Here is a 12821-nt window from a genome sequence, read left to right as displayed (position 1 = left end):
CAAAGCAGAGGGGGAAATCACGTCAGGATTTTTCCCTCTGTGGGCCGAGTGTATTAACACCGGCATTGCTTGCCACTTTTGTTCGCAAACAATATCCGTATCCTTTACACGATGATTTACTTTTATTATCATAGTCGTAATAAGTATATAAACTACTTACATATAAGCACCTAAAATATGAAAGGGCTGATAAAATGATGACCTTTGAAAAGGTTTTAGAAGTATTCAACGATTACCTAAATAAAGATAGTGTTTTGGAGGTGGTGAACACTAAGCGAGGATACACCGTTATGATTTGGGATGAAAAAGATGAGCAATGGTTTGGTGTGGAACATTGCAAAGCCCCCGAGCTTTTACGGGATGCCTTACTTGATGGCTATCGTGATTTTTTAGAGCAACAACTTACTCATAACCGCAGGAGTTTAACCGAAACAGAAATCTTAGATATTCAAAACCGATGTGAACAGCTTTATGATTTGTGTGGAGAATAAAAAAATAACCTAAAAAGTGCGATAGCCTGTGTAGGTGTCGCACTTTTTTCAGTTGGCTTGGCTTACGAAAACAGCGTTAATTATTCCGCAGTTTCTCTTGCCTTTTTCAAGCCTTGAGCCGTAGCTTCCATCACGATAAGCTCCTTTTCTTCCATATCATTCAACAGTACATCAACTTGTTTGCGGCGATTGTTGTCGCCATCTTCATTGCATGGAAAAAAGAACTGGTCTACAGAGATGTCAAGCAAGGTAGTAATGAGATAAAATTTGTTAAGCCTTGGGTGCTGCCCCCTGTTCTCTATATACATAATAGAGCGTGGCGTAAGGTCTACCAGTTGGGCAAGATATTCCTGTGTCCACCCTTTTGCTTCCCGAGCTTTTTTTATCGCTATACCTAACGGCTTAAAATCAAGTTTTCTTTCATCTTGGTACATTTTAATATCATCCTATATCATTGTACATTTCGGGTGATGATATTTGAACGAAGTATGATTTTATGTTTAGTAGTGTATAATTTCGTATTAGTGGAGAGAAACTTGCTATTATTCGTCATTCCGTATATAATAATTATATACTCTTTGCGAAAGGAAGTTGATATTATGAATTACATTTCTGTGAAAGCCGCTTCTGAAAAATGGGGCATATCGGAAAGACGGATACAAAAATTATGTGAGGAAAATCGCATTGACGGAACTGAAAAATTTGGTCGTGCATGGATGATACCAAAAGATGCAGAAAAACCCGTTGATGGACGTATGAAAACAAGGAACAAACAGGAGGAGAATCATGGAATTTAATGAAAAGCTACAACAGCTTAGGACTGGAAAGAACTTAACGCAGGAACAACTTGCGGAGCAATTATATGTATCAAGAACAGCCATTTCAAAATGGGAAAGCGGCAAGGGTTACCCTAACATTGAGTCGCTCAAGTGTATTTCTAAATTCTTTTCTGTGACCATAGATGAACTGCTATCGGGCGAAGAACTGATTACACTTGCCGAAACTGAAAATCGTTCCAACTTGAAAAAAATTTACAGTTTCATTTATGGAATATTAGATATGATGGCGGTTACTTTTATACTTTTGCCGTTGTATAGTAACCTTGTTGACGGATATATTTATTCTGTCAATCTACTTTCATTTACAGACACTACCCCAATATATCTTGCAATCTATTGGATTGTTTTTATTGTTTTGATTGCACTTGGGATAGCGAAACTGATGTGTGTTTGTTTTGAAAAGGAATCATGGAGCAACATAATCACAAAATGCTCTCTCGTGCTGAGTACGCTTTTTATCTGCTTCTTCGCTGCGGCAAGACAACCCTATGTAACCGCCCTTATGTTTCTGCTATTTGTTGCTAAAATATTTGTCTGGATAAAGCAAACCCAAACAAAGTAAAATGCCATAAACCCTTTAAAATAGGCTCTGACACGATAAGTGTCGGAGCTTTTTTCGTGCTGACATCTATTGTGTCGGCATTGTGACGGTAGATTTCTTGGCTTCTATGCAATACTCGTGGATAATAAGATTGTGGTCAGCGAAAACAAGAACAGCAACCCACGGAAAGGAGAATCAAATATGGATTATATCATTGAAACAGAAAATCTTACGAAGCGATACGGAACAGCCACCGTTGTCGATAAGGTAAATCTTCATGTGCCAAAGGGCAAAATTTATGGTTTGCTCGGCAGAAACGGAGCAGGCAAAACCACAGCAATGAAAATGATGTTGCAGCTTGCTTTCCCAACGGAGGGAACGGTACGCTTGTTTGGCACAAACTATAAGGAAAATATCCATACCCTTTATAGCAAAGTAGGCTCTATTATCGAAACACCGGGATTTTACAGTAATTTAACAGGGTATGAGAATTTGCAAATTCTCGCTAAACTGCGAGGGGGAGTATCTAAAAGTGGAGTAGAAAAAGCTCTTGAAGTTGTGGGGCTGCATAAGGAGAAAAGAAAAGTCTTTTCCGATTATTCCCTCGGAATGAAGCAACGGCTTGGTATTGCCGCCGCCATTATGCACGAGCCGGAGCTTTTAATACTTGACGAACCGATTAACGGACTTGACCCCATTGGAATAGTTGAAATACGCTCATTTTTATCTGAACTTAGTCACAATCATGGCATTACCATTTTTATCTCAAGCCATGTTTTAAGCGAGATTGAACAGATAGCAGATATTATCGGCGTTATGCACGAGGGGCATTTAGTAGAGGAAGTGAATATATCCGAGCTTCACAAAAGGAATCGAAAATACATTCAATTTGATTTATCTGACAGTGAGATAGCCGGAAAGATTTTAGAAAACCACTACCACATGACGGATTTTACAGTGCAGGACGGTACGGTGAGAATTTATGACTTTAGCCAAAGTGTTGGAGAAATCAATCGAGAATTTGCACGAAATGGACTGCTCGTGACAAGGATAAATGATAGTGAGGAAAACTTAGAGGACTACTTTTCTAAACTGATTGGAGGTGGCGGTATTGCTTAATCTTATTTCTTGTGAATTATTAAAACTAAAGCGTTCAAAAATGGTGCTAATTAGTGTGGCAGGGGTATTATCTACCCCACTTTTGATGTTAATAGAAGCCTTGCAAACACATTTTGATAAGCCGGAGATTATCTTTACCTTGTCTGACATATACAGCGACAGTGTACTGTATATCATGCTGCTGGTAAACATTATGATATATGTGGCAATTGCAGCTTACTTGTTTAGCAGAGAGTACACAGAAAGCACCCTCAAAACCATATTGCCCATACCCATTTCAAGGACAAAACTATTAATTGGAAAATTTTGCACCCTGCTTCTTTGGATTGTTATGCTAACCCTTGTAACATGGGCAGGTATATTTATCGTTTGTGGGCTATATGACGCTGTCTTTACATTGGAGGGATATAGCTTACTAGTGGCAATAGTATGGCTCCCCAAGTTTTTGTTTGGCAGTATCCTGATGTTTTTAACAGTTTCTCCTTTTGTGTTTGTTGCTATGAAAACAAAAGGATTTGTCGCCCCGATGATTGGCTCTGCCGTGATTGTCATGGGAAGTGCCGCACTTTCAAATCAAGAATGGGGAGCGTTGTATCCGTGGACAGCCACCTATTTCTTGGTGCAGGGTAAACTTCAGAGTACCGGCTATCCTACACTGCTGTCTGTATCTATTATTATTCTTGTATCAGCAGTTGGTTTTCTTATGACCTTTCATCATTTTAAAAAGGAGGATTTGAAATAATGGTACTTGATTTTATAGAAATTTTAAAAGTTATTTTTCTTGGAATTGTTGAGGGTATTACTGAGTGGCTACCTATCAGCAGCACAGGACATATGATTCTTGTGGACGAATTTATCACACTTAATATGAGCGAAGCATTTAAAGAAATGTTTTTTGTTGTTATTCAACTTGGAGCTATACTCGCAGTGGTTGTAATGTTTTGGAACAAGATGTTTCCCTTTCAATTTAAGAACAAAGCACAGTCAATTGTTAAAAAGGATACTTTCTCGTTGTGGTTCAAGGTTGCGGTAGCTTGTGTACCGTCAGCTATTATGGGGATTCTATTTGATGATTATTTGGATGCTTACCTCCAAACCCCCATTGTGATTTCAATCATGTTAATCTTTTATGGTTTGTTATTCATTCTCATAGAAAATTGGAATAAAAAGCGTACTCCTACTACTATGGCACTTTCTGACATCAGCTATAAAACAGCAATCTTGATAGGGGCATTTCAAGTGTTATCACTTATACCCGGCACATCACGGTCGGGAGCAACGATTATAGGTGCTTTACTCATAGGAGTTTCACGAGTGGCAGCAGCAGAGTTTACTTTTTTCCTCGCAGTACCTACTATGCTTGGAGCAAGTGCTTTTAAGCTGTTAAAATTCGGGTTTGAATTTACAAGTGCAGAACTGCTCGCTCTTGTTCTCGGTATGGCTGTGGCATTTGCGGTATCTGTCTTAGTAATTAAATTCCTAATGAACTTTATCAAAAAACATGATTTTAAGGTGTTTGGTTGGTATCGAATTGTGCTTGGTATACTTGTTGTACTTATAAAATCTTAATAATGCGTTTTCTTTGTGCGCGAATAAAAATGCCAGTTGGTCCTTAAGATCAGCTGGCATTTTTGTTTCTGGGGATGGAAAACAACCCAGAGATTCTCGTTGTCGATCTCCTCCTGATTTTAGTTTGCATGGTGAATTTTGCAAATTGAATCTACAGGAGGTTAATAATGGGATTTAATTATGGATATGAGAAAAAGAAGTTTGATAGTAGATGGAAGCGTTTAGAAGTTGAGTATTGTGATGCAGGGATGAGCGAAGAACAGATTGCTGCCATGAAAGAATATGACTGGGCATGGTTTTGCAGTCAAAGGGTTTTTCAAAACCATACGCAACCAATACCTTGTGAACAATATGATGAAGTATGTGGTCAATCACAGCTGTTCCGAAAGTTTGCATCGTTATCTTATCAATGGGATGTTGATAAGATTGATCAAACGCGATATGGATGGTTGGCTTCGGTGGAAAACGAACAACTACTGTTGAGATTGAAGAAGCTGTCGAAGAAAGATTTGGAGCTATTGACATTACTTTTTGTGGATGGTTATCGTCAAATTGATGTAGCACGTCTTTGGCATTGTTCCAGAAGTGCTGTTGCACAAAGATTTAAAAAAATAAAAAAATTTTTGAATAACACTTAACAAATGAAGCGTATCAGTGCCTACCCATTGAGGGAAGAACATTCTCCCAATGTGGAGCTTGACAATTTCATAGACGGCATTTCCGGTACATAACCTATGTACGAGCGAATCAGGCACGCCGCGAAGATGGACAGCCCCAGGAGGTGATGAATAGGACTGTTCCGAGCGATCCACGTCAGCCTGATACCCGAAAGTGGCATTTCAGGGCGCGATGACTGCATAGGGGTTAAAGATACTTCCTCACGGCCTCCTAAAGACTTGGGGGGAACTCTGCGGCGCACGAGTAAAACGACGCTGTGGAGTTATGACAGCCGCGCCAGCGGAGACCGGAATGTCCCCATCGCCAGGGGTGCGTGGCAAATGTGGCGAGTAAATTTTTCAAAGTCAGATACCATGCGCTGGCAGCTTCGGTTGCCAGCGCATTCATGTGATTTTGAAAGCAACAACCACATCTTTGACAGAAAGGGGGACCACCTATGGAAAAATTGATTTCGCGGAAAGAGGCTGCCAAATTACTGGGGATTAGCATTGCCACTTTGGATGCAGCTCGAAACAGTGGGCTAATTTCCTATGTTCAGTATGTGCAAAATGGTTGCGTGTACTTTACAGATGCTGGCCTTCAGGAGTATATCGCAAAATGCACCCATCGTGCAAAGCCAGTGGAAAAAAGCGCTACATACCGCAAGCTGCGAAGTGTCCGAGCTTGAGCTGTTCCGTATCCTTGCTGGAACCTAATATGTCTGATAAAACAAAGGTACAGCGCTGGACATTATTCTTAGGAGGTGACGGAATTGGCAAAAAGAAAAAGGGCAATTCCTCAATATGGTACGGTCGTGCTTAACGGCATTGAATATTATAGAACCAGAGTCGAAGATTCGGATGGAAACAGAGTGGCGCTTTATGCAAAGACGCCCGAAAAGCTTTATGACAAGGAACTGGAGGCGTTAGAGCAGATTGACAGTACTACGTTTCGTCGAAGATCGCCTACGGTTGCTGAGTACTGTGAGAAGTGGCTGCTGATGCAGTCCGTCCATGTTCGGGCCACCACCTTGACAGATTATACCTCTAAGGTGCGGCGGCACATTATTGGAGGGCTGGGAGACAAGAGAATGGCTGATGTATCCCTGGATGACATCCAACTTGCCCTCGTACCTGTTTCCAAGAAGTCGGCTTCGGTTTATAAGTCTGTGGTGATTCTCTGCAAGTCCATTTTCCGGGCGGCCAAGGAGAGCCATGTGATTGACGAGGACCCGACCATATACCTGGATGCAAAGGGAGGAGTTCCCCAGGAAGAAAGACAGGCATTGACGGATGAACAGGTTGAGCGGCTTTTGGACACGATCCGGGATTTGCCGCCCTATGTATTTGTGATGATCGGTTTATATGCCGGTCTGCGCCGGGAAGAAATCCTGGCGCTGCAATGGGATTCTGTGTATCTGGATGCAGAGGCTCCGTACTTAACGGTACGGCGGGCATGGCACACAGAACATAACAGGCCGGTCATTCTTACCGAGCTAAAGACCAAAGCGGCACAAAGAAACATTCCTCTCCCGGTCTGTCTGGTTGAATGTCTGAAAGATGCAAAGAAAAAATCCACTTCGGATTATGTGATTGCCAATCGGGACGGTGATCCGCTATCCTATACACAGTTTAAGCGGCTGTGGCAGTATATTGTGACGCGGACTGCAAAGCCGAGAATGGCCAGAAAACTTGTGGACGGAAAGTATGTAAAATATATGCTTTACCCGAAACTTGGAGAAAAAGCCAGGAATAACGGCCATGTGGTATATAGCCTGGATTTTGAAGTGACACCGCATCAGCTGCGGCACACCTACATCACCAATCTGATTCATTCTTCGGTGGACCCCAAAACGGTACAATATTTGGCGGGCCATGAAAGCAGCAAAATCACGATGGACATTTACGCAAAGGTCAAATACAACAGGCCGGATGATCTTGTCAAAGCAATGGGCTGTGCCTTTGACTTATGGGACGCTGTGTAAGTTCCGAACAATTCAGAAAATGAAGTAAGAGCGAGACAAGGATGTCTCGCTCTTAGTTTTTCCTTGGCCGTATCTTTGATTCAATTTGAAATCTCTGATAAAAAGGAGGTGTAGATACATCACCACGCGAGAAAGGAAATTAATTATGGCAAAGAAGAAAAAAAACATACCTCAATATGGAACCGTCACACGAAAGGGTGTCCTGTATTACAGAACCCGGATTCTGGACGCAGACGGCAAGCAGGTGAGCTTGTATGGGACTACCTGCGAGGAACTGTACGATAAAGAGCAGGAGGCGAGACGCCAGGTAGCGGAGATCATCTTCCACCGGGAGCATCCTACTGTGGCCGAGTATTGTGAGAAGTGGCTGTTGATGCAATCCGCAAAAGTGTCGCCGGCTACACTGAAGGGCTACGCCTCCAATATGAAGAACTACATTATCAAGCCTTTGGGAGATATGTATATGGAGGAAGTAACAGCGGATGATATTCGTCTGGCGCTGATCCCATTGTCCAATAAGTCCGAGAGCCTGCACAATACGGTGAATATGCTCCTCAAGTGCATTTTTTACTCGGCAGAGCGGAGCCAGTTGCTGGAATACAATCCGTGTGAGGGGATTTCGGCAAAAGGAGGGAAACCGACCCAAAAGAAAGATTCGCTGACAGACCAGCAGGTGGAAGTGCTGCTGGAAACCGTCAAAGGACTTCCGCCGTATCTGTTTACCATGATCGGCTTATATGCCGGTCTGCGCCGAGAAGAAGCTCTCGCCTTGCAATGGGATTGTGTGTTCCTCGATGCACCCACTCCATATATCTCTGTGCGGCGCGCATGGCGATCAGAGCATAACAGACCGGTTATCTCTACAACGCTTAAGACGAAAGCAGCAAGAAGGGATATTCCCATTCCCAAATGCCTTGTGAATTGTCTGCGGGAAGCCAAGGCTGCCTCCAAATCGGAATATGTGATTGCCGATAGTGAGGGACAGCCCTTGTCATATTCGCAGTTCAAACGTGTCTGGCAGTACATCGTTGTTCGGTCTACCAAGGAGCGTACCTATTATAAGTATGTGAACGGACAGAGCATCAAGTACACTGTTCAGCCGAGTCTGGGAGGACATCAGAAAAACAATCCCAACATTGTGTATAGCCTGGACTTCGATGTGACACCGCACCTGCTGCGGCATACCTACATCACCAATCTTCTGTATGCAGGTGTTGACCCCAAGACGGTCCAGTACCTTGCCGGACATGAGAACAGCAAGACAACTATGGACATCTATGCAAGAGTAAAGTATAATAAACCAGAACAGCTATTCGATGTAGTAAATTCTGCATTTCATCAAGCTGTCCCCTCGTAAAAGTGGCCTGTTTTTTGGTTAAGGAATAGGACAACCGAGGGGCCGAGGCTCAAAAAAGCCCGGAATATCAAGGAAAATCATCGCTCAGACGATTGAAGTACGGCCTCAAGGCAGCCCGTCGCGCTCCGCAGTTCAGCAAACGATAAATTTTATCAAAATGCTTTAAAAAGCTCGGAAAACCGTTGTTTTCCGAGCTTTTTCCTTTGATGGGGTTTGATATAGTTTGATGCAACAAGACCCATTTTTACCCAATTTTTAGTGGTTACCAAGTGGTTAACCGGTCAAAAAGAGGCCAAAATGAGGGCCAAGTGGTTACCAAATAGGATAACCGAGGGCTGTTTTTCTGCTCTTAAAATGGAGATTTTATCGCCCTCTCAGAAGGTCATTTTCGTCTGGTGGGTTTGAGAAAATTTGGCCTAATTTGACTACAATAGAATAAATCTAATCGCAAAGCGCTCAGTGTTCCTGCTGGGCGCTTTTTGCATTTCCGGGGATTGATGTTCCGGGATCAGAAAAAGCCGTCACTCTTTTTAACGAAAGAAGTGGCGGCTTTTTCTATTTCCAGAACCGAACGCAATCAACAGAAACGAGGTGAAACATAATGAACACGCAAATCATCGCCGTCGCCAACCAGAAGGGCGGCGTCGGCAAAACGACCACCTGTGCCAACTTAGGCGTCGGGCTGGCCCAGGCCGGAAAGAAAGTGCTGCTGGTGGACGCTGACCCCCAGGCCAGCCTGACCATCAGCCTGGGCAACCCGCAGCCGGACAAGCTGCCCTTCACCCTCTCGGACGCGATGGGGCGCATCCTGATGGACGAGCCGCTCCGCCCCAGTGAGGGCATCCTACACCACCCGGAGGGCGTGGACCTGATGCCAGCCGACATCCAGCTCTCCGGCATGGAGGTCAGCTTGGTGAACGCCATGAGCCGGGAGACCATCCTGCGGCAGTACACCCGCACTCTCTATGTGCTGGCAAACACCGTGCAGCAGAAAGATTGGGACGGACGGTTCAGTTCGGCCAACAAGACGTGGGCCAAGACGGTGGACATCCCGCCCAACCCGGACGGCTTCGGCGGCGAACGCAACCGGGACTTTGTGGTGAATGGTGACACTGGCCTGGTCGATCTGTTTCTGAACCAGGCGCGGCAGGATTATCTGCGGCTCCAACCGCTGACGCCGGAGGAAATCCAGGCCGAGGCCACTCGGCTCTTGCAGGAGCTTCGTGCCCCGAATATCCCCAACAGCCCCCACGGCACCCACTACATGGCCCGCGTGTCGCCGGACTTTCTGGCCCGTGCAGGCACCCAAGCCCACGACCAGCTGATGGCACTGCTGCCGTTCCGCAGCCTGGCGATCACCGGGCTGGTGGACCGTCCCGGCACCTATGTCACCATCCTTGCCAGCGAGGATCGCAGTAAGGAGCTGCGCCAGCCTCGCCGTTCTGTTCGACGCCAGCTAAAGCAGGAACCGCACCCCGCTGAAAAACCTGAGAAGAAAGCACCAGCCCGCAAAAAGCAGGAGCCGGAGCGATGACAGCGCCCAAGCGCAAGCGGGACGTGCAGCTGAACTTCCGGGTCTCGCCGGAGGAACTGGCACTGATCGAGCAGAAGATGACCCAGCTGGGCACCTCCAACCGGGAAGCATATCTGCGAAAAATGGCTTTGGACGGTTATGTGGTGCGCCTGGAACTGCCGGAGCTGAAGGAGCTGGTCTCCCTGATGCGCCGGAGCAGCAACAACCTCAACCAGCTGACCCGTCGTGTGCATGAAACCGGGCGCATTTATGACGCCGACCTGGAAGATATATCCCAGCGGCAGGAGGCTTTGTGGGATGGGGTGCATAGGATATTGACCCAGCTGGCGAAGCTGTCGTGACAGGGGCATACGCCCTGGCTGTGAGGGAGGTCTGGCGTATGCGGGCTGCTGCGCCGGGCCTCCCTCCTTTTTCTTTGCCCGTATCGTTGCGTTTTGGCGGGGTGTGATTGATAATGGAGTCAGAAACGAGATGATGGCTGATGCTGACGTTTGAAAATGTCTTGACTGTGTTTCGTGATTACCTGCGGCAAGACCCGGAGGAAGAAGTCCTTCCATGCAGGCGCGGCTACGTTCGGATAAGCTGGAACAGCGATTCCCGCTACTGTGTGGACGGCGTCCTCTGCCGAACCCCGGAGGAACTTTTTGATCTGTTGCTGCAAGATTACTGGGATTTCGAGCTGATCCGCCGGACGCAGGGCCGCAGGGAGGCCACCGCAGCGGACGAAGAAGCCGTAGACGAACTGTGCCAGCCATACCTGGACTGGCGGAAGGAGGCGCTGAAATGAGAGTTGTATGGTTTATCTTGAAACTGGGGCTGAAAATCCTCGCCGCGCCGGTTGTGCTGGCACTGGCCCTGTTCACCTGGGGGTGTTTCGGGCTGCTGTATGTGTCCAGCTTTATCTTTGGCCTGGCCTCCACAGTGGTGGCACTGCTGGGGATCGCGGTGCTTTTGACTTACTCGCCGCAAAACGGCATCATCCTGTTGGTGATCGCCTTCCTGGTCAGCCCGGTGGGCCTGCCGATGGCCGCCGCCTGGCTGGTGGGCAAGGTGCAGGATCTGCGGTATGCCATCCAAGACGCAGTGTATGGCTGAATAGAAAACACAGGATTGCCGGGAGTAGTTGCCCGGCAATTTTTTTGGCTTTACTTTCGTGCTAATTTCAGTGATGAGATTAGCATGAAAGTAAAGTCCACGCACATCAAAGGCATATAAAAAATCAGGGTGTCGGAGCATACAACTTCCTCCGACACCCTGATTTGGTTCAATTTTCTGGTGCAGGCTTTTGCACCGTTACATATTTTTGATGTTGGCTTCTGGGCTTATCTGGGATGGTCATTTGCAGCTGTCCATTGTCCAGCAGTGGACGCAAGTACCTCTTTGTAAATCCCTTTGTGTTTTTATACCCACAATGTTCCGCAATTTCAGCTTTCGAGCGCGGTTCTGCACAAAAGGCTAAAATCTGGTCTGTAAGTGTCACTTGGGTTCCCACTTGGGTCCTCACTTGGGTCTCGTCCTGCGGCCCAACCTTTTCCACCGCAATCGGGGCCAGCGGAACCACGGTGCGGAACACATCGCCCTCGATAAATTCCGGGGTTCCACCGGAATAGAGCTTCGTGTATTTGTAAGTATTCCGCATCCCGGACCCCAGCTCGTCCGCCAGTCCAATCTCACGGAACACTTTGGAAATGGGCGGGTTCTTGGCATACGGCTCAAAGGAGGAAAGGTGCAGAGCGCCGTGCCCGTGGGAACGGTTGGCATTTTCGGTGTAGAGCCGGTTACGCTCAATTACGAATTTTGCCACATAGCCGCTGGAGTAATCCCGGTGCGCCAGGCTGTTGGAGAAAATTTCACGCAGGATGCGGTCTCTGGCGCTGACGCTCTGGAGGCCCTCCTGCACAAAGGGGTCGCTGAGGTGCTTTTGACCGAACGCAATCAGCCGGTCATAGGTCTCCAGCAGATTTGTGATGATGACATCCCGGTCGTCATAGCGATCCAGGTTTTCCACCCGGAAAATGGCGTCCGTTTTGTGCTGCGGCAATACGGACAGAATCGTGCTGTCCTTCCCGAACAGAAGAATCGCCGCAAGGGTAATGCCTTCGAGCTGCCTTTCGGGGTCTTTTAAGATCAGACCGGCGCTGCGCAGCAGTTCTTCGTCTGACATGGACTTCCACGGATGGTTGGCAGTGCGGCTGGCCGTCATGGCTCTGGCGCGTTCCATCAGGTCGGGGCGCAGGTCCTCCATTTGGAAGCGCGTCACTTTGTTGACAAAGTAGCTGCCGCTTTTCCGGGCGTACAGCTGGTACACCAGGTCGGAGTTGTCGGTTATATCAATATCCGCTTCGTGGTTGCGGTCAAAAATGCGCCCGTGATGGCGGCAGACCTGACTGCCGGACGGCACCTGAATGACCAGCAGCGTGCGGCCATCTACTGTGCAGGCTTCCGGCTGCAAGTATAGGGGCGGATTGATTTTCTGCCCGTTGTTGATGGAAGTTACGAAGTCTTTTTTCATGCGGTCAACCGCATCCGGGGCAACGCCCAAAATCTCTCCGTTGTCTTTGACGCCCAGGAGAATGATCCCGCCTTCCCGGTTGGAAAACGAGCAGACGGTATCATAAACATCCTATTACAATATATTTACGGTTTAAGGCACGGCAGCCAGCCGTGTCTTTTCCGTATCGTTGCCTAAGCTGTTAGAATGAGAGTGTCTTGGCCTGATGCAATCCTCCA

The 12821-nt window shown here is 46.8% G+C and carries 15 protein-coding genes and 1 pseudogene; 14 read left to right on the top strand and 2 right to left on the bottom strand.

The window, feature by feature from the left end; all coding sequences use genetic code 11:
* Positions 1-194 precede the first annotated feature (194 nt).
* Positions 195-491 (top strand): hypothetical protein, encoded by a 297-nt coding sequence (locus B5G34_RS10300; RefSeq protein WP_002576327.1) that lies wholly within the window; start codon positions 195-197, stop codon positions 489-491.
* An 80-nt stretch (positions 492-571) separates the two neighbouring features.
* Here the strand turns inward: B5G34_RS10300 and B5G34_RS10295 are convergent, their stop codons facing one another.
* Entirely contained in the window at positions 572-925 is a 354-nt protein-coding gene (locus B5G34_RS10295) for a helix-turn-helix domain-containing protein (RefSeq protein WP_002576326.1), read from the bottom strand.
* Positions 926-1090: 165 nt separating this feature from the next.
* Here B5G34_RS10295 and B5G34_RS19485 point away from each other — a divergent pair, with 165 nt between their 5' ends.
* The 13 genes from B5G34_RS19485 (at position 1091) to B5G34_RS10225 (ending at position 11186) form a co-directional block, all read left to right on the top strand.
* Positions 1091-1288 (top strand): helix-turn-helix domain-containing protein, encoded by a 198-nt coding sequence (locus B5G34_RS19485; RefSeq protein ID WP_009246557.1) that lies wholly within the window; start codon positions 1091-1093, stop codon positions 1286-1288.
* Entirely contained in the window at positions 1278-1892 is a 615-nt protein-coding gene (gene bcrR, locus B5G34_RS10285; protein ID WP_087336860.1) for a bacitracin resistance transcriptional activator BcrR, read from the top strand. The genes B5G34_RS19485 and bcrR overlap by 11 nt, the downstream gene beginning before the upstream one ends.
* A 180-nt stretch (positions 1893-2072) precedes the next feature.
* Positions 2073-2990, top strand: a complete 918-nt coding sequence (gene bcrA / locus B5G34_RS10280) for a bacitracin ABC transporter ATP-binding protein BcrA (RefSeq protein ID WP_002576324.1) — start codon at positions 2073-2075, stop codon at positions 2988-2990.
* Entirely contained in the window at positions 2983-3732 is a 750-nt protein-coding gene (locus B5G34_RS10275) for an ABC transporter permease (protein WP_002576323.1), read from the top strand. The genes bcrA and B5G34_RS10275 overlap by 8 nt, the downstream gene beginning before the upstream one ends.
* A complete protein-coding gene (gene bcrD / locus B5G34_RS10270; protein WP_002576322.1) occupies positions 3732-4559 on the top strand; it encodes a bacitracin resistance undecaprenyl-diphosphatase BcrD in 828 nt (275 codons plus the stop codon). Before B5G34_RS10275 ends, bcrD begins: the two co-directional genes overlap by 1 nt.
* 167 nt (positions 4560-4726) lie before the next feature.
* Complete coding sequence (locus tag B5G34_RS10265; RefSeq protein ID WP_002576321.1) at positions 4727-5197, top strand: RNA polymerase subunit sigma-73; 471 nt, start codon at positions 4727-4729, stop codon at positions 5195-5197.
* Positions 5198-5673: 476 nt separating this feature from the next.
* Positions 5674-5904 carry a hypothetical protein gene (locus B5G34_RS10255; protein WP_002576320.1) on the top strand — a complete coding sequence of 77 codons (231 nt, stop codon included), beginning with the start codon at positions 5674-5676 and terminating at the stop codon, positions 5902-5904.
* A gap of 84 nt (positions 5905-5988) precedes the next feature.
* Complete coding sequence (locus B5G34_RS10250) at positions 5989-7200, top strand: site-specific integrase (RefSeq protein WP_002576319.1); 1212 nt, start codon at positions 5989-5991, stop codon at positions 7198-7200.
* Positions 7201-7345: 145 nt separating this feature from the next.
* The gene (locus B5G34_RS10245; protein WP_002576318.1) at positions 7346-8557 is read left to right on the top strand and encodes a site-specific integrase; all 1212 of its coding nucleotides are present in this window, start codon (positions 7346-7348) and stop codon (positions 8555-8557) included.
* A 601-nt stretch (positions 8558-9158) separates the two neighbouring features.
* Positions 9159-10091, top strand: a complete 933-nt coding sequence (locus tag B5G34_RS19135; RefSeq protein ID WP_087336857.1) for an AAA family ATPase — start codon at positions 9159-9161, stop codon at positions 10089-10091.
* Positions 10088-10432 (top strand): plasmid mobilization relaxosome protein MobC, encoded by a 345-nt coding sequence (mobC, locus tag B5G34_RS10235; RefSeq protein WP_087336854.1) that lies wholly within the window; start codon positions 10088-10090, stop codon positions 10430-10432. Before B5G34_RS19135 ends, mobC begins: the two co-directional genes overlap by 4 nt.
* 140 nt (positions 10433-10572) lie before the next feature.
* Complete coding sequence (locus B5G34_RS10230) at positions 10573-10878, top strand: hypothetical protein (RefSeq protein WP_087336851.1); 306 nt, start codon at positions 10573-10575, stop codon at positions 10876-10878.
* The gene (locus B5G34_RS10225) at positions 10875-11186 is read left to right on the top strand and encodes a CD1845 family protein (RefSeq protein WP_087336848.1); all 312 of its coding nucleotides are present in this window, start codon (positions 10875-10877) and stop codon (positions 11184-11186) included. The genes B5G34_RS10230 and B5G34_RS10225 overlap by 4 nt, the downstream gene beginning before the upstream one ends.
* A gap of 169 nt (positions 11187-11355) precedes the next feature.
* Here the strand turns inward: B5G34_RS10225 and B5G34_RS10220 are convergent.
* Positions 11356-12714, bottom strand: a pseudogene (locus B5G34_RS10220) (RNA-binding domain-containing protein); the annotation flags it as partial.
* Between the last annotated feature and the right edge of the window lie 107 nt (positions 12715-12821).

This window comes from Flavonifractor sp. An82 (assembly GCF_002159265.1).
Classification (GTDB): Bacteria; Bacillota; Clostridia; order Oscillospirales; family Oscillospiraceae; genus Flavonifractor.
Note: the sequence above shows the minus strand (reverse complement) of the source record. Positions and strands in the feature narration are given on the sequence as shown.